Annotated in this window: 20 protein-coding genes and 1 pseudogene; 9 read left to right on the forward strand and 12 right to left on the reverse strand. The window is 74.0% G+C overall.

Features of this window, described 5'->3' with window-relative positions; genetic code table 11:
- Positions 1 to 44 precede the first annotated feature (44 nt).
- The 6 genes and pseudogenes from AC07DA_RS29930 to AC07DA_RS29955 all read right to left on the reverse strand — a co-directional run bounded on the left by AC07DA_RS29930 (position 45) and on the right by AC07DA_RS29955 (position 5,619).
- Positions 45 to 1,295 carry a cytochrome P450 gene (locus AC07DA_RS29930; RefSeq protein WP_479131354.1) on the reverse strand — a complete coding sequence of 417 codons (1,251 nt, stop codon included), beginning with the start codon at positions 1,293 to 1,295 and terminating at the stop codon, positions 45 to 47.
- Positions 1,292 to 1,897, reverse strand: a complete 606-nt coding sequence (locus AC07DA_RS29935; RefSeq protein ID WP_479131355.1) for a GTP-binding protein — start codon at positions 1,895 to 1,897, stop codon at positions 1,292 to 1,294. Before AC07DA_RS29935 ends, AC07DA_RS29930 begins: the two co-directional genes overlap by 4 nt.
- Positions 1,878 to 2,248 (reverse strand): annotated as a pseudogene (locus AC07DA_RS29940) (DUF742 domain-containing protein). Before AC07DA_RS29940 ends, AC07DA_RS29935 begins: the two are co-directional and overlap by 20 nt.
- On the reverse strand, positions 2,245 to 2,655 hold the full coding sequence (locus tag AC07DA_RS29945; protein ID WP_479131356.1) for a roadblock/LC7 domain-containing protein: 411 nt from the start codon (positions 2,653 to 2,655) through the stop codon (positions 2,245 to 2,247). Before AC07DA_RS29945 ends, AC07DA_RS29940 begins: the two are co-directional and overlap by 4 nt.
- 5 nt (positions 2,656 to 2,660) lie before the next feature.
- Positions 2,661 to 4,430, reverse strand: coding sequence for an ATP-binding protein (locus AC07DA_RS29950; RefSeq protein ID WP_479131357.1), 1,770 nt, complete (start codon positions 4,428 to 4,430; stop codon positions 2,661 to 2,663).
- Positions 4,431 to 4,674: 244 nt separating this feature from the next.
- The gene (locus AC07DA_RS29955) at positions 4,675 to 5,619 is read right to left on the reverse strand and encodes a GlxA family transcriptional regulator (RefSeq protein ID WP_479131358.1); all 945 of its coding nucleotides are present in this window, start codon (positions 5,617 to 5,619) and stop codon (positions 4,675 to 4,677) included.
- Positions 5,620 to 5,690: 71 nt separating this feature from the next.
- On the opposite strand from AC07DA_RS29955, the gene AC07DA_RS29960 reads away from it, so the two are divergent.
- A complete protein-coding gene (locus AC07DA_RS29960) occupies positions 5,691 to 6,641 on the forward strand; it encodes an NADP-dependent oxidoreductase (RefSeq protein WP_479131359.1) in 951 nt (316 codons plus the stop codon).
- 1,055 nt (positions 6,642 to 7,696) lie between these two features.
- On the opposite strand, the gene AC07DA_RS29965 is transcribed toward AC07DA_RS29960, so the two are convergent.
- Positions 7,697 to 8,845 carry an NAD(P)-dependent alcohol dehydrogenase gene (locus AC07DA_RS29965; RefSeq protein WP_479131360.1) on the reverse strand — a complete coding sequence of 383 codons (1,149 nt, stop codon included), beginning with the start codon at positions 8,843 to 8,845 and terminating at the stop codon, positions 7,697 to 7,699.
- A 23-nt stretch (positions 8,846 to 8,868) separates the two neighbouring features.
- Positions 8,869 to 10,323 carry an aldehyde dehydrogenase family protein gene (locus tag AC07DA_RS29970; protein ID WP_479131361.1) on the reverse strand — a complete coding sequence of 485 codons (1,455 nt, stop codon included), beginning with the start codon at positions 10,321 to 10,323 and terminating at the stop codon, positions 8,869 to 8,871.
- A gap of 104 nt (positions 10,324 to 10,427) precedes the next feature.
- On the opposite strand from AC07DA_RS29970, the gene AC07DA_RS29975 reads away from it, so the two are divergent.
- The 4 genes from AC07DA_RS29975 to AC07DA_RS29990 all read left to right on the forward strand — a co-directional run bounded on the left by AC07DA_RS29975 (position 10,428) and on the right by AC07DA_RS29990 (position 12,928).
- Positions 10,428 to 10,865, forward strand: a complete 438-nt coding sequence (locus AC07DA_RS29975; RefSeq protein WP_479131362.1) for a MarR family winged helix-turn-helix transcriptional regulator — start codon at positions 10,428 to 10,430, stop codon at positions 10,863 to 10,865.
- A 228-nt stretch (positions 10,866 to 11,093) separates the two neighbouring features.
- Entirely contained in the window at positions 11,094 to 11,471 is a 378-nt protein-coding gene (locus AC07DA_RS29980; RefSeq protein WP_479131363.1) for an anti-sigma factor antagonist, read from the forward strand.
- Positions 11,472 to 11,576: 105 nt separating this feature from the next.
- Positions 11,577 to 12,239, forward strand: a complete 663-nt coding sequence (locus AC07DA_RS29985) for a DUF4230 domain-containing protein (RefSeq protein ID WP_479131364.1) — start codon at positions 11,577 to 11,579, stop codon at positions 12,237 to 12,239.
- A gap of 149 nt (positions 12,240 to 12,388) precedes the next feature.
- Positions 12,389 to 12,928: a VanZ family protein gene (locus AC07DA_RS29990; protein WP_479131365.1), complete on the forward strand. Its 540-nt coding sequence runs from the start codon at positions 12,389 to 12,391 to the stop codon at positions 12,926 to 12,928.
- Positions 12,929 to 12,939: 11 nt separating this feature from the next.
- On the opposite strand, the gene AC07DA_RS29995 is transcribed toward AC07DA_RS29990, so the two are convergent.
- Genes AC07DA_RS29995 through AC07DA_RS30010 form a run of 4 tightly spaced genes read right to left on the reverse strand, consistent with a single transcriptional unit; the run spans position 12,940 to position 15,240 of the window.
- Positions 12,940 to 13,077 carry a hypothetical protein gene (locus AC07DA_RS29995; protein WP_479131366.1) on the reverse strand — a complete coding sequence of 46 codons (138 nt, stop codon included), beginning with the start codon at positions 13,075 to 13,077 and terminating at the stop codon, positions 12,940 to 12,942.
- A gap of 46 nt (positions 13,078 to 13,123) precedes the next feature.
- Positions 13,124 to 13,360 (reverse strand): hypothetical protein, encoded by a 237-nt coding sequence (locus tag AC07DA_RS30000; RefSeq protein ID WP_479131367.1) that lies wholly within the window; start codon positions 13,358 to 13,360, stop codon positions 13,124 to 13,126.
- Between the two features lie 43 nt (positions 13,361 to 13,403).
- Positions 13,404 to 14,420, reverse strand: coding sequence for a DNA topoisomerase IB (locus tag AC07DA_RS30005; RefSeq protein WP_479131368.1), 1,017 nt, complete (start codon positions 14,418 to 14,420; stop codon positions 13,404 to 13,406).
- A 10-nt stretch (positions 14,421 to 14,430) separates the two neighbouring features.
- Positions 14,431 to 15,240 (reverse strand): SDR family oxidoreductase, encoded by an 810-nt coding sequence (locus tag AC07DA_RS30010; RefSeq protein WP_479131369.1) that lies wholly within the window; start codon positions 15,238 to 15,240, stop codon positions 14,431 to 14,433.
- Between the two features lie 122 nt (positions 15,241 to 15,362).
- On the opposite strand from AC07DA_RS30010, the gene AC07DA_RS30015 reads away from it, so the two are divergent.
- The 4 genes from AC07DA_RS30015 to AC07DA_RS30030 all read left to right on the forward strand — a co-directional run bounded on the left by AC07DA_RS30015 (position 15,363) and on the right by AC07DA_RS30030 (position 19,784).
- The gene (locus AC07DA_RS30015) at positions 15,363 to 16,391 is read left to right on the forward strand and encodes a PHP domain-containing protein (protein WP_479131370.1); all 1,029 of its coding nucleotides are present in this window, start codon (positions 15,363 to 15,365) and stop codon (positions 16,389 to 16,391) included.
- Between the two features lie 39 nt (positions 16,392 to 16,430).
- Positions 16,431 to 17,087: an HAD family hydrolase gene (locus AC07DA_RS30020; RefSeq protein ID WP_479131371.1), complete on the forward strand. Its 657-nt coding sequence runs from the start codon at positions 16,431 to 16,433 to the stop codon at positions 17,085 to 17,087.
- Positions 17,088 to 17,263: 176 nt separating this feature from the next.
- Complete coding sequence (locus AC07DA_RS30025; RefSeq protein WP_479131376.1) at positions 17,264 to 18,454, forward strand: FUSC family protein; 1,191 nt, start codon at positions 17,264 to 17,266, stop codon at positions 18,452 to 18,454.
- A gap of 301 nt (positions 18,455 to 18,755) precedes the next feature.
- The gene (locus tag AC07DA_RS30030) at positions 18,756 to 19,784 is read left to right on the forward strand and encodes an SDR family oxidoreductase (protein ID WP_479131372.1); all 1,029 of its coding nucleotides are present in this window, start codon (positions 18,756 to 18,758) and stop codon (positions 19,782 to 19,784) included.
- Positions 19,785 to 19,908: the final 124 nt, after the last annotated feature.

A 19,908-nucleotide genomic window follows, 5' to 3' on the forward strand; every position in this document is an offset into this window, starting at 1 on the left:
GTGGTGCCCGGCGGCGGAGAGGTCCGGCCGCCACCGCCGCACGCTCAGGCGGGGAACTCGACCGGCAGGCTGTCCAGCCGGGACTCCCACGTGGAGGCGGTCGAGCTGAGCTCCTCCGGGGGCACCGCGAGGGAAAGCCCCGGCAGACGGTGCACCAGGACGTCCACGGCGATCTCGATGACGGACTGGCCGATGCCCTGCCCGGGGCACTCGTGCGGGCCCGAACTGAACGCCAGGTGCGCCTGGTTGCCCTGCACCGACACGCTCGTGTCGGGCCGGATCTCGGGGTCGGCGTTGCCCGCGGCGAGGCCCAGCACCAGCAGGTCGCCCTCCTGGATGCGATGGCCGCCGAGTTCCAGGTCACCGGCGGCGAACCGGCCCGGCAGCACGGCCAGCGGCGGGCTGTTCCACATGACTTCCTCCACGAGGGCGGAGATGTTCAGCTGCCCGCCGATCAGCCCGGACAGCCGGGCGGTGTCGGTGAGGAGCAACTGCAGGACCCGGGCGAGCAGGTTGCTGGTCGTGGTGTGCGCGGCGATCAGGACGAGACGCAGGTGACTGACCACCTCGTCCTCGTCCAGGCCCGCCGCGTGCCGCAGCAGGGCGGTGGTGAAGTCGCCGCCCGGTTCGGTCCGTTTGCGCTCGGCGAGCCGGGCGAGGATCGTCTTGATGCGTTCGTCGTGCGCGAGCGCGTCCTCACCGCCCTTGAGGACCTCGGCGCAGGACCGGACCAGGTCGCGCCCCTCCGCCTCGGGCAGTCCGAGGACGCGGGTGAGCACGAGCATCGGCAGGTAATCGGCGTAGTCCCGCACGAGGTCGGCGCGCCCGGCGTCGGCGAACGCGTCGATCTGCTTGTTCGCGAAGTGGGTCGCGTGGCGCCGGACGCCCCGGGCGGCGGCGGCCTGCAGCCCGTCGGTGACGGCGGCGCGCAGCCTGCGGTGCGGTTCGCCGTCCTGGGAGACGCAGTCCGGCCTCCAGCCCAGCATCGGGATCAGCGGCGAGGTCTCCTCGATGCGGCCCTCCGCCCAGTCCCGCCAGATCCTCGCGTCCCGGCTGAACTGGCGGGGGTTGTCCAGCACCCGCCGGTTGTCCCGGTAGCCGAGGACCAGCCAGGCCGGCACGTCGCCTTCGAGCAGGACCGGCGCGACCGAGCCGTGCTCCTTGCGCAGCCGCTCGTAGATGCTCGCCGGGTCCACCGCGGCCTCCGGGCCGTACAGGCGGACCGGTTCGGCCCCGTGATGGGCGACGGGGCAGCCGCGTGGGGCCTGGAGGGGGGTGTCGGGCGAATCGTTCATCGGGCCTCCAGGGCCACGGTCGGGCGTTCCTTCAGGTGGTGGATCAGCGCGACGAGGACGTCCCTGCTGGAGGCCCGGTCCCGGGCGTCGAAGGCCACGACCGGGGTGTGCTCGGGGATGTCCAGGGCGTCCCGGATCTCCTCGACGGGGTGGTGCCGGGAGTCGGGGAAGACGTTCAGGGCGACGACGAAGGGGACCTCCTGGCGCTCCATCTCCTCGATCGCCCGGAAACTGGACTCCAGCCGGCGGGTGTCCACCAGCACGACCGCGCCGAGCGCCCCCTTGAACAGCCCGTTCCACAGGAACCAGAACCGCTCCTGGCCCGGCGTGCCGAACAGGTACAGCACCAGGCTGTCGTTGAGGTCGATCTTGCCGAAGTCCAGGCTGACGGTGGTCCGCGTCTTGTCGGCGACCCCGATGAGCCGGTCGACGCCGGCGCTGGCCTCGGTGAGGGTCTCCTCGGTGGTGAGCGGCCTGATGTCGCTCACCGACCGGACCATGGTGGTCTTCCCGGTGCCGAACCCGCCGGCGATCATCACCTTCACCGAGCGGGTGTCCCCGGCCGCCCGTTGTCCGGGTTGGTCAAAGCCTTTGAAGTCCACTGAGTACCTCCTCAAGGAGCGCCAGGTCGGGCCCGCGGCCGGCGCCGTGCGCCGGGATGGGGTGACGGGCTTCGACGTGACCTGCCTCCAGCAGGTCCGACAGCAGCACCGCGAGAATGTTGAAGGGCAGCCCGAGGTGGGCGCCGAGTTCGGCGACCGACAGCGGATCGCGGCAGCGCCGGAGGATCTCCTCGTGCTCGTGCTGCATGCCCGGTAACGGGGCGGCGCGGGCGACCACCAGGGTCGCCACGTCGAGGTCCGAGGCCGAACCGCCCGGTCCGCTGCGCCCGCCGGTGAGGACGTAGTAGCGCTCGAGACGGACGGGTCGGACGGCCTGCGGGGGGCACTCATCCAGAGTGCTCCTCCAGGCGCGCGGTGGTGCCGAGGAGCTCACCCATCCTGCGGGCCAGGTCCCTCATCTGGTGCCCGAGCAGCCCCTGGTCGAGGCCCTCCCTGGCGAGGACGCCGAGGTACGTCTCCACACCGGCGCGCACGACGAAGAGGTGCCCGCCGTCGACCTCGATCATCGCCAGGCGCAACTGCCCGGCGTACTTGGGGAACTGCTCGGCGACCGGCTGGGCCAGGGCCTGCAGTCCGGCGACCACGGCGGCGAAGCGGTCGACGTCGTCGGGGTCTTCGGCGCCGTAGGAGGTGATGGCCTTGCCGTCGCTGGAGGCCACGAGGGCGAAGCGGATCTCCTGGATGCTCTCGACGAGATCGCGGAGCGCCCAGCTCACGTCTGTTCCTTGGTGCGTCATGAGGACTAGTCGCTCTCTTCGGTGCGGTGCTCGGTGGACTCGCGTCCGGCGGGGATGTCGCGGTCGTCGGCCGCCCGCGGGGCCGCGGCGGCGGCGCGTCCCGCGGTGGCGAAGGCGGCGAGACCGGAGAAGGAGGCGTCCGGCGGCACGGTCGCGACGGTGGTCCGGTCCGTGTGCTCGGGCTGCTCGGACCGCTCGGGCTGCCTCGGCGCGTCCGTGTCGTTGCGCTTGCTGCGGCGCCGGGGCAGGCCGCCGGGTGTGGTGTCCACGGTCTCGGCGCGGACGGCGGTCGCCTGCCCGGACGGCGGCGGCGCGGGGGTGCCGTCCCGGGCCGGGCCGGCCGCGGGAGCGGCGGTCCCGGGCGCGGCGGGGGTGGCTGCCGCGCCCGGGACGCTCGTCGCCGAGGGCAGCGGGCTGAAGTACTTGTGCGGGACGACGACGACCACGGAGGTGCCGAGCCAGGGCGAGTCCGCGAAGGTGACGCGGATGCCGTAGCGGCGGGCGAGGGCGCCGACCACGCGCAGGCCGATGCTGGCGTCCTCGGTGATGCCGCCGAGGCCCGCGCCGGGGGCGGTGCCCGCGAGGGCGTGCTCGGCCTCCCGCTTCTTCTCCTCGCTCAGGCCCTTGCCGGAGTCCTGGATCTCGATCCCGACGCCGTTAGGCACCTCCCTGCCGGAGATGAGCACCGGCTCGGTGGGCGGCGAGTAGCGGGCCGCGTTGTCCAGGAGATGGGCGAAGATCAGCGTGAGGTGGTCCACGAGGCCGCCGTCGACACCGAGTTCGGGCAGGTGGCGGACCTGGACGCGGTGGAAGTCCTTGATCCGGCCGATGCCGCCGCGCACCACGCTCAGCAGCCGCTGCGGTTCCTGCCACTGCCGGCCGGGCCGGTCCGAGCCGCCGAGCACACCGATGCTGGCGGCGAGCGAGTCGGCGGGGCCGAGTTCCTGGTCGAGCTCCATCAGGCCGCGGGCGACGGCCGGCAGCCTGCCGTGCTCGCCCTGCATCTCGTGCAGCCGGCCGCGCAGTTTGCTGGTCAGGACGTGGATGCGGTTGCCGATGCTGATGACGGCCTGTTCGGCGGTGGTGGAGCGGTCGAACTCCGCCTCCAGGCCGATCAGGGCGGTGCGCAGCAACTTGCGCAGCTCCGCCTGGAGTTCGGCGCTGACCTTCGCGCACTGGCCGACCGTCGGCAGGACGTCGTCGATCGCCTCGCCGGAGCGCAGTCTGTCCATGGCGTCGGGCAGTTGCTCGTCGGCGAGCCGGGCGACCGCCGCGAGCTGGTGGGAGAGCTGCTCCCGCCAGACCTCGGCCTGGTCGGCGAGCTGGGCCTCGTAGGAGGCGGCCTGCTCGGTCAGCCGTTCCTCGTAGGCCCGGGACTGCTCGGCGAGTTGCGTCTCGTACGTGGTGCTCTGCTCGGCCAGGCGCCGCTCGCAGGCGGCGTTCTGTTCGGTGAGCCGGGACTCCAGGGCGGTGCGCTCGGCGGCGGACTTCCGTTCCAGGCCCGCCACGTGCTGCTGCCACTGCAGGGTGTGCTCGGTCTGCGTGGTGCGGAAGGAACGCTCCGCCCGGTGCAGCTGCGCCCGGGTGCGCAGCAGCAGGCGTACGCACACGGTGCCGGCCGCCGTCGCCGCGACTCCGGCGACGGCCACGGTTATTCGCTGCGAACTCAGGAACGTGGCGGCAACCGTCCCGCCTCCCAGGCCCAGCGGCATCAGCCACCAGCTGTACCAGGCGACAGGGGCCCGCGCCGCCGGTGGCGGAGTGGCGAGTTCCATCTGCATCCTTCGAGCAACACGATCAGACAAGGGGGGGTGTGGATCGCACTCATGAGTACGCACTGCGAATCGACCGGACGCGATCGCGAACTCGCAGCGCCGATCGGAACCTTATCGGGTTTGAACCTGAAAGGATCAACCTCGACCCCCGGCGGAGGTGAGGGTTCCGTCACGCTCCGAGAGAAGGCAACAGGTCGACAAATGCTCTTCCGCAGCAGGCGAGTTGAGGCGGGCGGGGCGCGGTTCAGCGTGCGGTCTGGAACGTACGGCGGTAGGCCTGCGGCGAGACCCCGATGGCCGCGTGCAGGTGCTGGCGCAGGGAGGCGCCGGTGGCGAAGCCGACCATGCCCGCGATCTGGTCCACCGTCAGGTCGCTGGACTCCAGCAGGTGCCGGGCCCGGGCGACACGCTGCTGGATGAGCCAGCGGCCGGGGCTGAGCCCCACCTCGTCGTGGAAGCGGCGGGCGAAGGTGCGCTGGCTCATCCGGGCGTGGCCGGAGAGATCGGCCAGTGTCAGGGGTTCGCCGAGGCGTTCCAGGGCCCAGGCGCGGGTGGCGGCGGTGCTCGCGGCGCCCTGCTCGGGCACGGGCTGCTCGATGTACTGGGCCTGGCCGCCGTCGCGGAACGGCGGGACGACGCAGCGCCGGGCGACGCTGTTGGCGAGCCCGCTGCCGTGGTCCTTGCGGACGAGGTGCAGGCAGACGTCCACGCCGGAGGCCGCCCCGGCCGAGGTGAGGAAGGGGTGGTCGTCGACGAAGAGCACGTCCGGGTCGAGGTCGACGCGCGGGAACATGCGCCGGAACCGGTCGGCGACCTGCCAGTGGGTGGTCGCCCGGCGCCCGTCGAGGAGCCCGGCTCCGGCCAGGACGAAGGCGCCGGTGCAGATGGAGACGATGCGGGTGCCGGGGCGGATGAGCGCGAGGGCGGCCAGGACGGCGTCCGGCACCTCCTCGCTCAGCCGGTCGGGCGCGACCGGGGCGATCACGACCGTGCCCGCCGTGGCCAGGACCTCGGGGCCGTGCTCCACGGTGACGCCGAAGTCGGCGTTGGTGCGCACCGGGCCGCCGTCGACCGAACAGGTCAGCACCTCGTACCGGCCGTCGGCCGCGCCGAGGATCCGGCTGGGGATGCCCAGCTCGAAGGGGTAGACGCCGTCCAGGGCCAGGACCACCACTCGCTCACGCCGCATGGCACGATCCTATCGAATGTTGGCAATCTTGCCATTGGCGCTGGGTGTGCGAACCGGCACGCTGGATCACCATGAGCACACAGAACACGATGCGAGCCATCAGCCAGGACGTCCTCGGCGGTCCCGAGGTCCTGAAGGAAGTGGAGATCGAGCGGCCGGTGCCGCGACCGAACGAGGTGCTGGTCCGGGTGCGGGCCGCCGGAGTGAACCCGACCGACTGGAAGCACCGCGCGACCGGCGGGTTCCTCGGTGAGCCGCCCTTCGTGCTCGGCTGGGACGTCTCGGGCGTGGTGGAGGCGGTCGGCATCGGCGTGGCGGCGTTCGTGCCGGGTGACGAGGTCTTCGGCATGCTGCCGTATCCCTTCGGGCACGGTGCGCACGCCGAGTACGTCATCGCGCCGGTGCGGGCCCTCGCGCGCAAGCCGGCCGGGATCGACCACGTCCAGGCGGGCGCGCTGCCACTGGTGTCGCTCACCGCGTGGCAGGCGCTGACCGAGTACGCGGACGTGCGGCCGGGTCAGCGCGTGCTGATCCACGCCGCCGCGGGCGGGGTCGGGCACGTCGCGGTGCAGATCGCCAAGGAACGCGGCGCGTACGTGATCGGCACGGCGAGCGCGGGCAAGCACGACTTCCTGCGCGGGCTCGGCGTGGACGAGACGGTGGACTACCGGGAGACCGACTTCGCGGAGGCCGTGAAGGACGTCGACGTGGTGCTGGACACGATCGGCGGCGACACGTCCCTGCGCTCGCTGCGCGTGCTGCGGCCCGGAGGTGTGGTGGTCTCGATCCTGCCGGGCGGCTCGGACGACTTCTACGCGGAGGCCGAGCGGCTCGGTGTCCGGGCGCTGCGCATGCTGGTGGACGCGGACCGCGCGGGCATGGAGGCGATCGGGCGACTCGCCGAGGCGGGGGCGCTCCGCGCCACCATCGCGGGCACGTTCCCGCTGGCCGCGGCGGCCGAGGCCCACGCCCAGGGCGACACGGGCCGCACGACGGGGAAGCTGGTGCTGGTGAACGACTGAGCGGGGGGAACGCCGCAGGGTCCCGGGGGGCTGCCTTCGAGGGCCTGCCGCGCCGGCCTGGCGGGAGAGTCCGCCGAGCGGGCCCGGCAAGGACAGGGAGTCCCGGCCGGCGGGAGGAGGCCCTGACCGGCCGGACGGCTGCGGCCGGACGTACGGCTCGCGCCGGGCGAACGGGCCGCCCGGCCGGTCGGGCAGCTCCGGCCGGGCTCGGTGAGCTCCCAACTGTGCGAATAGCGCCCGCCAGGCGGGCAGCCCTCCCGAACCAACCGGCTCCGTGCAGGGGGGCAACGCCCGCGAGGCCGCACAGGCCCCCGGGTGGGCATCCTCACCTGGGGCCCCCTCCGTCCTGGGGGACGGACGACGCCGCCCGGCGAACGGGCTCCGGGCGGGCGGGAGCCGGTAACGGACGCGCCGCTGCCGTGAGGCGGGCGGCTCCCAGGCGCACAGCCCCAGCCGCCGCGTCGGGACAGGCGGCTCCCGCCAAGCGCACAGCCCCAGCCGCAGCATCCAGACAGGCGGCTCCCGCCAAGCGCACAGCCCCCGGCCGCCGCGTCCGCACAGGCGGTCCCCCGCATCGCCCGCCCAGCCCCGCCGACCCACCACGGCGCTCAGCCCCAGCCGCGGCATCGAGACAGGCGGCTCCCGCCAAGCGCACAGCCCCCAGCCGCCGCGTCCGCACAGGCGGTCCCCCGCATCGCCCGCCCAGCCCCGCCGACCCACCACCGCGCGCAACCCCAGCCGCAGCACCCGCACAGGCGGCTCCCGCCAAGCGCACAGCCCCCGGCCGCCGCGTCCGCACAGGCGGCTCCCGCCAAGCGCACAGCCCCAGCCGCAGCACCCGGACAGGCGGTGCCCCGCATCGCCCGCCCAGCCCCGCCGACCCACCACCGCGCGCAACCCCAGCCGCAGCACCCGGACAGGTGGTGCCCCGCGTCTTCCGGCCAGCCCCGTCCAGCCCCGCCGAGCCGCCGTAGCCGCCCCGCCCCGCAAGCCCGCGTCACGGCTCGGCCGCCGCCGCGCCGATCCGCCGCGTGTCCGGCGCCGTCCGGCCCGCGTCACCCGCTCGGCGCCGCGGTGCGCTGGGCTGCCGGTGTGCCTCGGAACGTGAGGACGGGCTTGATCGTCCTGCCCGATCGCATGTCCTGGACCGCCCGGTCGATGTCCTCGAAGGGGTAGGTGCCGATCAGGCGGTCGAGGGGGAGCCGGTGTTCCTTCACCAGGCGGACCAGGGCCGGGATCATGGTCCGGGTCTCGCTGTCGCCCAGGGTCAGGCCGACGATCCGCTTGCCGCCGAGGAGGCCGTTGACGTCCAGGGCGACCTCGGTGCCGAAGGGCGGGGCGCCGACGACGACCAGGGTGCCGCGGGCGGCCAGCGCGTCGACGCCCCGGCGCAGGACGCCGACGTTGCCCGTGGTCTCCACGACGCCGTCCGCTCCCCGGCCGCCGGTGATCCCGGCGAGGGCGGAGTCGAGGTCGGTGGAGCGGGTGTCGACGGTGTCGGTGGCCCCCAGTTCCCGCGCCAGCGCGAGGCGTTCGGCCACCCGGTCGACGGCGACGACCCTCGTGGCCGGGGTGAGCGCCGCCGCCATCACGGCCGACAGGCCGACCGCCCCGGCGCCCAGCACGACGACCGTGTCTCCCGTGCCCGGCTTCAGGACGTTCCAGACGGCACCGGTGCCGGTCTGCACACCGCAGCCCAGCGGGGCGATCGACGCCAGCGGCACCTCCGGGTCGACCTTGACGAGACTGCGCTCGTCCGCCAGCGCCCGTTCGGCGAAGGAGGACTGCCCGAAGAAGTGACCGCCCAGGGCCTCGCCGTCCCGGCTGATCGTCGCCGAACCGTCGGCCCGGCTGCCGCCGAGCAGGTTCAGCGGCAGCCAGGTCGCGCAGTACGCGGGGTGCCCGTTACGGCAGTTGCGGCAGTCGCCGCAGGAGGTGAAGGAGAGCAGGACGTGGTCGCCGGGCGCGATGCCGGTGACGGCGGAGCCGACCGCCTCGACGACACCGGCGCCCTCGTGGCCCAGGACACCGGGCAGCGGGAAGGGCAGTCCGCCGCTCGCCACGCCGAGGTCGGTGTGGCACAGCCCGGCGGCGACCATGCGGACCAGCGCCTCGTGGGGCCCGGGTTCGTCCAGGACGACGTCGGAGAGGGTGAAGGGCGCGCCGCCGGACTCGACGACCGCGGCTCGGGTGGTGGTGGGCATCGCTGGAACTCCTTGGCGGTGGCTCAGTCGAGCGAGACGACGACGGACTTGACCCTGGTGTAAGCGGCGAGCGCCTCGGGCCCGTACTCGCGGCCGTGGCCGGAGTCCCGCACGCCGCCGAAGGGCACCGCGGGGTCGAGCATCGCCCAGTCGTTGACCCAGACGATCCCGGCCCGGAGCCGTCCGGCGACGCGGTGCGCGCGGGCCAGGTCGCCGGTCTGGACACCCGAGGCCAGGCCGTAGGGCGTGGAGTTGGCGAGGGCGACGGCCTCGTCCTCGTCGTCGAAGGGCTGCACGGTGAGGACCGGACCGAAGATCTCCTCCTGGATCACGCGGGAGTCGTTCGACAGGTCCGCGATGACCGTGGGCCGGTAGTAGTAGCCGCCGTCCAGGTCGAGCCGCTCGCCGCCGCAGACGATGCGGGCGCCCTCCTCGCGGGCCAGGGCGACGTACTGCTCGACCTTCCGCAGGTGTCTCCCGGCCGCCATGGGTCCGACGACGGTGGCCGGGTCGCGGGGGTCGCCGACCGGCACACCGGGGACGGCCTCGGCGAGGACGGCGAGCAGGGCCGGGTAGACGGAGCGGGCCACCAGCAGACGCGGGCCGCCCATGCAGAACTGGCCGGTGTTGAAGACGAAGCCCTTGATGACCGCGCCGACGGCCTTCTCCAGGTCGGCGTCCTCGAAGACGATGTGGGCGGCGTTGCCGCCGAGTTCCATGGTGACCGGCTTGAGCGCCTCCCCCGCGACGGACGCCACGTGCCGGCCGATCGCCGTGGAGCCGGTGAAGGCGACCTTGTCGACGCCGCGGTGGCGCAGCAGCGCCTCGCCGGCCACCGGGCCGGTGCCGGTGACGACGTTGACCACGCCGTCGGGGACACCCGCCTCCTGGAGCAGTCCGGCCATGTACAGGGCGCTGAGCGGGGTCTCGTCGGCGGGCTTGTGCACCACCGTGTTGCCGGCCGCGAGCGCCGGGGCGAGCTTGGAGCCGGCCAGGATCAGCGGGAAGTTGAACGGGGTGATCGCGGCGACCACGCCGAGCGGTTCGCGTCTGGTGTAGGCGAGGGCGTTCAGCGGCAGGTCGCGCACGGCGCCGTCCTGGCTCTGGGCGAGGCCGGCGTAGTACTCGTAGTCGTTGGCCGCGTTGGTCACGTCGACCGCGCCGCACAGGGTGATCGGCTTGCCGACGTCGAGGCTCTCCAGGGCCGCGATCTCGTCGGCGTTCTGCCGGATCAGCTGGGCGACCCGGTGCAGCACCCGGCCGCGCTCGCGGCCGCTCAGGCCGGACCAGCCGCCGTCGTCGAAGGCCTCGCGGGCGGCGCGCACGGCCGCGTCGACGTCGGCCGGGCCGGCCTCCGCGACGGTGGTGACGACCGTGCCCCGGGAGGGGTCGACCACCTCGGTGCGCGCCCCGTCGGCGGCCTCCCGCCACCGGCCCCCGATGAACAGCCGGCCGGGTTCCCTCTGGAAGGTGGTCATCGCCACTCCTCAGCGTCGTCGCCAAGATTTCAACAAACAGGATTCCTGTTGGTCCGCAGTGTCACGAGGGTCAGGTTTCCTGTCAATGGTCTAGCCTGCTTCCCATGCTGGACCCCCAGGCGGCCAAGGCGCCCCCGTCCCTGCTCTACATGGTCAAGCAGGTGGAGCTCGTCGTGCGCTCCCACCTGGACGAGCTGGTCAGACCCTCCGGGATCACCGCCCTGCAGTACACCGCGCTGACCGTGCTGGAGCGGCACGACGGACTGTCGGCGGCCCAGCTGGCCCGCGCCTCCTTCGTCACCGCCCAGTCCATCGCCGACCTGGTCCGCTCCCTGGAGGGCCGCGCCCTGGTACGCCGGGAGCGCAATCCGCACAACCGCCGCGAGCTGCTGATCCTGCTCACGGACGCCGGCCGGGAGCTGCTCGCCCGACACGCCGGACCCGTCCGGGAACTGGAGGAGCGGATGGTGCGGAACCTCACGGCCCACCAGACCGAGCAGTTCCGCCAGGCCCTCGGGAAGGCCTGGCACGCCTTGTCGTAGCAGCACGCCACCGGCTCCCCCGCCGTCACACACGCCCCCGTGACGCGCCCGCGCTCACGACCGCGTACGCCCCCGCGCGAACCTCGGCCAACTCGGCTGTAATTCAAAGACATATGTCAATCGAACATGCTCAAATTCACTCGTTGGAGGGTAACTTGCAGGGCGGGGAACGGTTGTGAGGACCGGCGCCCCTCCCCACGCACGGAGCAGGCTGGAGGCGATCTCGTCGTGCGGCAGGAACCTGCACCGCTCACCCGGCATCTGCGCGTCCACCGGGAACGGGGGCACACGGTGCTGGAGTTCCGCGGCGAGATCGACCTCGCGGCGGCCACGGAGATCGCCCCGCACCTGGACCGGGAGACCGACCACCCGGCCGCCCGGGTGGTGCTCGACCTCAGCCGGATCGAGTTCTTCGACTGCTCGGGCCTGCGGCTGCTGTACCGGGCCCGCAGCCGGGTCCTCGACCGGCACGGCTCCGTGCTGCTGGTCTGCTCGCACCCGCTGACCCTGCGCGTGCTGCGCATCACCGGACTGTCCCGGATACTGCCCCCGCAGCCGACGCTGGACGCGGCGCTGGAGCAGGCCCGGGCGGCGCCCCGCCCGTGACGGCCGTGCGCCCGGCGTGTCTCCACCGGGACCGCCGAATCCTCAACTCACCGGTCTGGCAGGGGATGTGGTGGGCATGCGGTGAGTAGGAAGGAGGGCCGTCGCATGACGACTCCCGTCAAGCGCCTCCCCAGGCGCATGCCCGGCTGGGCCAAGGTGGTGGCCGCGCTCGTGCTGGTGCTCGTCGTGTTCTTCGCCGGGATCCGGCTGAGCGTGATCCCGGGCCTGAAGGACCTGTTCGGCACCGAGACCCACGACCGGTCCGGCCCCGCGCTGCTGAAGTCCATCCAGGACATCAGCCGGTACGACGCCGCCTCCGGCAACTTCCAGGTCGTCGTCGATCTGGAGAAGGACGCCAAGTTCCTCCCCGACGCGATCCGCGGCACCCGCACCCTGTACGTCGGGGCGGGCACCGTCGACGCCTACGTCGACCTGGGCAAGGTCGGCGAGGACGACGTGAAGGTCAACGCCGACCGCACGTCGGCCACGCTCCGGCTGCCCCACGCCCGGCTGGGCAAGCCGGCCCTCGACCCCGACCGCTCCTACGCCGTGTCCAAGCAGCGCGGCCTCTTCGACCGGCTCGGCGACCTCTTCTCGGACAACCCCAACGGGGAACAGGCCGTGCAGCAGCTGGCGGTGCGGCACATCGGCGACGCGGCCGAGGAGAGCGAGCTGACCGCGCGCGCCGAGTCGAACACCACCGGCATGCTGGAAGGGCTGCTGCGCTCCCTGGGATTCAAGGACGTGCGCGTCTCGTACGGAGGCTGACCGGCTCACCCGCCCGCGTGCGGCGCGGCTCCGCCGAGTGCTCCGGGGGAAGGCGGGAATCCGACGGTGGGAACGGGAAACGGCGGCATCGTCGGCGTTTCCCTGGGTAACCGCCGTACCACGCAGGGACGTTGACGACTGGAGGAGAAATGGCCGGTACAGCCTCACGCCCCCGCGCCGGGGGGACCGGGAGCGAGCGACGCCCGCTTCCGCTGCCCCTCCGGCTGCTGGCGATGCTGTGCGCCTTCGCGTTCATGGTCGCCTTCGCCGTGGTGCTGGCACGGCTGACCCTGCAGCCGTCGCCCGCCTCGGAGGCGCTGACGCACACCAATCTCCAGCCGGGCGACTCGCTCAGGGCCTACCTCGACCAGCCGGAACTGCGCGACGCCGTCAAGCAGATCGGCGGCAACATCCTGCTGGGCGTGCCCTTCGGCGTCCTCGTCCCCGTCGTCGCGCCCCGCACCCGCGGCATCGTCCGCGTCCTGCTGCTGACGGCCGTCGTGATGCTGCTGGTGGAGTTCGCCCAGGGCTCCCTGGTGACGGGCCGCGCGTTCGACATCGACGACGTCATCCTCAACACCACGGGTGCGCTGATCGGCTACCTGCTCCTGGGCCGCCGCCTGAGCCGCGCGGTCCACGCCCGCAAGCCCCGCCGGACCCGGCCGGCCAAGACACCGGTGAAGGGCTGACGCCCGGAGGTTCACGCCGGATCGTCGATACGGACGAGTCCCTCGACGGACTCCAGGCGGGCCACGAGCGCGGGGTCCTCGACCGCGGTGGAGGTGAGCACCAGGACCCAGCCGGCCGGGACGCCCCGCGGCGCGTAGAACTTGTCCACGCCGCCGTCACCATGATCGGGAAATCGTACGCCACGGCCGTGCGGTCTAGTGCACGGTCCAGGTGAACTTGTCGCCGCCGACCCAGCGGACGGTGTCGGGGTCGTCCAGGTCGTGGACCGTGATGCCGAACGCGGCCGCGGCCGTGAGGACGTCCGTGACGGCTCTGGCCTCCCCGACCACCTGGCCGTCGATCTCCACGATCCGGAACGGCGGTGTGCCCGGCTGTACCCCGAGCACCATGATCCGCGGGTGGGACATGTACGGGCTCGCGCTTTCGGTCATGCATCGAGCGTAGAGCGGAACCGGTCGGAGCGCGGGTCGTGCGTCAGCGGTCGAGCAGGTCCAGGACGGCCGCCTCCACGGCCCCCTGGGTGGCCGGGCGCCCGAAGTCCCCGTGCTCCCCCAGCCGCGTGAGCGCGGGCGCGATGGTCTCCCCCTGCTCGAACAGTTCGAAGACGCGTGGGTCGATGTAGGAGGCCCGGCACACGGCAGGGGTGTTGCCGAGGTAGTGGCTCACCTCGCGCACGGCCCGCGTCGCCTGACGGCGCCGGGCCGCGGCCGTGGCGCGGGCGGCCTCGGGGATGACGGCCAGCGCGACGGCGGCGAGCACGGTGGCGTGCCAGGTGCGGAAGTCCTTGGCCGTGATGTCGACCCCGGACAGCCGCCGCAGCGCCTCGTTCAGGTCGGCGCCGCGCAGTTCGTGCCAGGCCCGCCCCTCCCAGTACGCCAGCAGCCGCTCCCCCTCCCGACGGCGCCGCAGCAGGGCCCGGACGACGGCGTGCGCCTGCTCGTCGACGAGAGCCCGCACGAGCTCGATGCCGCCCTTGGCCGGATAGCTGAAGGCGATCTCGCCCCGGCCGCAGGTGACGTGCTCGCGCAGCATCGTCGTCAGGCCGTAGGTGCCGTTGTCGCGGGTGTGCCGGTCGCTGCCGATGCGGAAGAACCCGAGGTCCAGCAGGCGTACGGCGCAGGCGGTGACGCGGGCCCGGCTCAGCCCGCGCCCCGCGAGGTCGGCACCGACCCGGGCGCGCAGCTCGGGCAGGGTGCGGGCGACCTCGCGGACGTGCTCGTGCTTGGCCTGCTCCCGCTTGGCGCGGAACTCCTCGTGGTACAGGTACTGCCGGCGGCCGGCGTCGTCGGTCCCGACGGCCTGGAGGTGGCCGTTCGGGCGACGGCAGATCCACACCTCCCGCCAGGCGGGCGGGATGACCAGGGCCTTGATCCGGGCCAGGTGCTCCGGATCGGTCAGCCGCCGGCCGTCGGCGTCCAGGTAGCGGAAGCCGCGCCCGTGGCGGACGCGGCGGAACCCGGGCTCCTCGCAGGAGCTGGTGCGCAGTCTCACCGCGGCCCGCTCAGGGCCGGCGCCAGTCGTGGCTCGTCAGATGGGAGCCGGCCTGCGGGCCCATCCGGAGCATGCCGCCGTCGACGCTCCAGGAGGCACCGGTGACGTACGAGGCGTCGGGGCCCGCCAGGAAGGCGATGACGGCGGCGACCTCACGGGCGTCGCCGGGCCGGCCGAGCGGCACGCCGGGGCGGCTCTCGGTGTGCGGGTCGGTGTCCTCCTGCCCGGTCATGGGCGTGGAGATCTCCCCGGGGGCGACCGCGTTGACCGTGATGCCGTGCTCGGCGAGCTCCAGGGCCATGACCTGGGTGAGCAGGCCGAGTCCGCCCTTGGCCGCGCAGTAGGGGGCGGCGCCCACGCGCGGCTGGTGCTCGTGGACGGAGGTGACGTTGACGATCCGCCCGCCGTCACCCTGCCGGATCATGTGCCGCGCCGCCTTCTGCCCGCACAGGAACGGTCCCACGAGGTCGACGTCGAGGACCTCGCGCACGCGGGACAGCTCCAGGTCGAGGAAGGGCGTCATGGTGCCGGTGCCTGCGTTGTTGACCAGCACGTCGATGCGGCCGAGGCGCTCGCACAGCTCGTCGACGGTGTCGGCGGCACCGGGCAGCCGGGTGAGGTCCATCCGGGCGACCTCGGCCCGCCGTCCGTGCGAGCGGACCTCCTCGGCCGTCTCGTGCGCCCCCTTCTCGTCGCTGTGCCAGGTGATGCCGACGTCCAGGCCCGCCCGGGCCAGCCGTACGGCGGTGGCCCTGCCGATGCCGGAGTCGGCGCCGGTGATCACGGCTACCTGGTCGCGGGGCGCGGTGGGGGCGGACATGCGGGCCTCCTCGTCGAAGCGGTGGGACGAGGCATCGCAGTACCCGGGCGGGCACCGGGCAAACCGGCCGCCCGGCCGTGCGGCGCGGCGGGCCCTGGGGAACTCTTGAGGTGGAGGTGGCGATGGACCCCGTAGAGGCACTGGACCGGATCGCCTTCCTGCTGGAGCGGTCCCTGGCGCCGACGTACCGTGTGCGCGCCTTCCGCACGGCGTCCCGGGTGCTCAGGGAGCTCGGCGCGGACGAGGTGCGCCGGCGGGCGGCGGACGGGTCGCTGGAAGGGCTCAAGGGGGTCGGCCCGAAGACCGCGCAGGTGGCGCGGGAGGCGCTGACGGGGCAGGTGCCCGGCTATCTGGAGAAGCTGGAGGCCGAGGCGCAGCAGCCGCCGGCCGTGCGCGGCGGGCAGGAGCTGCGGGCGCTCCTGCGCGGGGACTGCCACCTGCACTCCGACTGGTCCGACGGCGGCAGCCCCATCGAGGAGATGGGCCGGGCCGCGGCCGCGCTGGGACACGAGTGGGCGGTGCTGACCGACCACTCGCCGCGGCTGACGGTGGCGCGCGGGCTGTCACCGGAGCGGCTGCGCGAGCAGCTGGACGTGGTCGCGGCACTGAACGAGACCTGGGCGCCGTTCCGGCTGCTCACCGGCATCGAGTGCGACATCCTGGAGGACGGCTCGCTCGACCAGGAACCGGAGCTGCTTGAGCGGCTCGACGTCGTGGTGGTGTCGGTGCACTCCAAGCTCCGCATGGACGCCCGGTCGATGACCCGGCGGATGGTGGCCGCCGTGCGCAATCCGCACGCGGACGTGCTCGGGCACTGCACGGGCCGGCTGCTGACCGGGCGGGGGCGGCCGGAGTCGGAGTTCGACGCGGACGAGGTGTTCGCGGCGCTCGCCGAGACGGGCACGGCCCTGGAGATCAACAGCAGGCCGGAGCGGCTCGACCCGCCGCGGCGGCTGCTGCGCCGGGCCGTGCAGGCGGGCGTGCTGTTCTCGGTCGACACCGACGCGCACGCGCCGGGGCAGCTGGACTGGCAGATCAACGGCTGCGCCCGGGCGGAGGAGTGCGGGGTGCCGCCCGAGCGGGTGGTGACCACGTGGTCCCTCGACGAGCTGCTGGCCTGGACCCGTGAGCGGCGAGTGCCGTCCGGCTGACGTGGTACTCGCGCGGCCGGAGAGGAAGGAACCGAACCTATGGAACGCGCGGCCGTGTTCGACGTCGACGGCACCCTGGTCGACACCAACCATCTGCATGTCGTCGCCTGGTGGGAGGCTTTCCGGCAGGCCGGGCACCGGGTGCCGATGCACGCCGTGCACCGGGCCGTCGGCCTGCCGTCCACCGACCTCGTCGCCCATGTGCTGGGCGACGACCGGGACCCGGACCAGGACGCGGACATCAGCGCCGGGCACAAGGCGCTGTACGGGCAGTACTTCGACCGGCTGCCGGCGCTGCCGCAGGCCGGGGAGCTGCTGCGGCGGCTGCACCGGGAGGGCTGGGCGGTGGTGCTGGCCACCTCGGCGGGCGGCGGCGAGCTGAGCGCGCTGCGCCGGGCGATCGACGCGGACGACGCCATCACCGCCACGGCGAGCGCCGACGACGTGGACGCGGGCAAGCCCGCACCGGAGCCGGTCGAGCACGCCCTGGAGCTGGCCGGGGTGCCGGCGGAGCGCGCGGTGTTCGTCGGGGACACGGTGTGGGACATGCGCGCGGGCAGCAGGGCCGGGGTGCGCTGCGTGGGCGTCCTGTGCGGCGGCATCCCCCGCGGGGACCTGGAGGAGGCCGGCGCGGACGCGGTCTACGCCGACCCCGCGCACCTGCTGTCCGCCCTCGCCAGCAGTCCGCTGGCCTGACCCGGAAGTGAAACACCCCGTCACCCGGATACCCGCAGCGCATGACGCGTGTGACGAGTGGGGTACGGCGGAGGGCGGGTGCCTTGCGCCGGCGGAGCAAGGAGGACACGGCGGCGACGGGCACCGGCCCGGCGCCGGGCCCGCGGCTCGGGGCGGCGGCGACGGCCCCGCGGCGGATGCGGCGGATACGGAACCTGGAGCACGGCATCCGTGCCGTGCAGCCGGTGGACGCCGTGCGGCGCGAGTCACGGGCCGCCTGGGAGGCGGTGCGGGCGGCCTGGCGGGGCCCCGGCCGGGAACGGGATCTGGTCGTCCAGTCGCTGAAGGCCGCCGTCGCCGCCGTGATCGCCTGGCTGGTGGGCGGTGTCTGGATGGGGGACCCGCTGGCGCTGATGGCGCCGTGGGTGGCGCTGGTCCTGGTGCAGGCCACCGTCTACAGCTCGCTCGTGCAGGGCGCGCGGCAGTTCGGCGCCATCTGCGTCGGCGCCCTGCTCGCCTCGGGCGCGCAGGCCGTCACCGGGGACACCACCTGGGCGCTCGCGCTGTCCGTCCCGGTCCTGATGCTGCTCGCGAACTGGCCCCGCTTCGGCGACCAGGGCATCTACGCGGCGACCACCGCCCTGTTCACCCTCGCCGCGGGCACCGTGAGCCTGTCCGGCGTGGGGCACCGGATCGGGCAGGCCGCGCTGGGCGCCGTCATCGGTGTCGCCGTGAACGCGCTGATCCTGCCGCCGATCCACCTGCGGGACGTGCGGGAGAACCTGGCGGCGCTCGCCCGGGAGGTCGGGGACGTGCTGCACACCGTCGCCGCCGACCTGCGCGAGGGCGAGTGGGACGCGCAGACCGCCGCCGGCTGGCTCGGCGCCTCGGCCGGGCTGGAGCACCGCCTGGAGGCCCTGCACTCGGCGCGCCGGTGGAGCCAGGAGAGCCTGCGCCTGACCTACGCGCCGCTGCGCGCCCTGCACCGGGTCCCGCACGGGGCCGCCCTGCCGCCGGTGGAGGAGGACGAGCGGTTCGGCCGGGTCACCGGGCACGTCACCGCGCTGACCCGGGCCCTGGCGGTGTCGGTGGACGACAACCGGACACCGGCCCCGCCCGAGGGCCCGGCCCTGCGGTCGTACGCGCGGATGCTGGAACTCGTCGGGGACGCCTGCCACGCGCAGGCGGACAGGCTGCGCGAGGGCAGCCTGCACGTCCGGCCGGACGAGGAGACCGAGCAGACGCTGCGCGAACTCCACGGGGAACTGCAGGACGAGCTGCGCGGGCACGCCCAGCGGGGCGCCGCGCACACGGCGGTGCTCGGCACGCTGCTGCTGCAGGCGGAGAACCTCTGGGCGGAGACCATGCCCGACGGCGAACGGCGGTGACGCACCTCACGCCGTGGGACGTGCTCCCGCGGAACACCCCGAGGTAGTTACCCGTTGAACCACACGTGGGTGCGGACGGGACAGTGTCCCCGGGCCTCACCATTCCCCCACAGGGACGATCGTTCGGCTGAAGCCCTGTGGAGCCCCTCGCCGAGAGGCGACCGCCGTCCGCGCCCACCTCCGAGCCGCCCCGGCCGCGATTCCCCCGTCCGGCCGGGGCTTCCTTCTGCCCACGTGCAATCCCTGCCACCCGGGTACTCGGTGGTCTCTCGCGGAACCACACGGCCGAGAGGAGCCAGAGGTGAGCAGCGCAACGGGCATGAGGGTCGTCGTCACGGGCGCCACGGGCAACGTGGGCACGAGCGTGGTGCGTCTCCTCTCCGAGGATCCCGACGTCGGCTCCGTGCTGGGCCTGGCCCGGCGCCTTCCCGACTGGTCGCCCCCGAAGACGGACTGGGACGCGGTCGACCTGGCCGCCGAGCGGTCCGACCTCGTGGAGCGGTTCCGGGGCGCCGACGCGGTCGTCCACCTGGCCTGGGCGTTCCAGCCGACCCACGACCCGGCGGCGACCTGGCGCACCAATGTGCTCGGCAGCATGCGGGTGTTCGAGGCGGTGGCGGAGGCCGGGGTGCCGGCGCTGGTGCACGCCTCGTCGGTCGGGGCGTACTCCCCCGGTCCCAAGGACGAGGCGGTGGACGAGTCGTGGCCGACGCACGGCTGGCCGGACGCCGCGTACTGCCGTGAGAAGGCCTACCTGGAGCGCGCCCTGGACACGTTCGAGCGCGACCATCCCGCAACGCGGGTGGTGCGGATGCGCCCGGCGTTCCTGTTCAAGTGGGAGTCCGCCAGTGAGCAGCGCCGGATCTTCGGCGGCAGGTTCCTGCCGGGTCCGCTGGCCCGCCCGGAGATGCTGCCCTTCCTGCCCGACATCCCGGGACTGCGGGTGCAGGCCCTGCACACGGACGACGCGGCCCGTGCCTACCGGCTGGCCGTGCTCCGCGACGTCCGCGGCCCCTTCAACCTGGCCGCCGAGCCCGCGGTCGACGCGCGGATGCTGGGCGAGATGCTCGGGGCGCGCCCGGTGCGGCTGCCGCGCACGGCGGCCCGGTCGGCGATCGCGGCCGCCTGGGGCCTGCACCTGCTGCCCGCGTCGCCGCACCTGTTCGACGCGGTGCTGCGGCTGCCCCTGATGGACTCCGCCCGGGCCCGCACCGAGCTGGGCTGGGAGCCCGAGCGCACGGCGACGGAGGTGCTCCGGGAGTTCTTCCAGGGCCTCCAGCAGGGCGGCGGGGCACGGACGGAGCCCCTGCGGGGACGCAAGGTGGGGTGAGGCCGCGGGGGGGGGCCCCGGGGGGGGGGGCGGGGGCCGGGGCGCGGGGGGGGGGGGGGGCCCGCCCCGGGGGGGGGGGGGCGGGCCCCCCCCCCCCCCCGCCCCGGGGCCCCCCCGGGGGCCC

The organism is Streptomyces sp. NPDC044921, assembly GCF_056432865.1.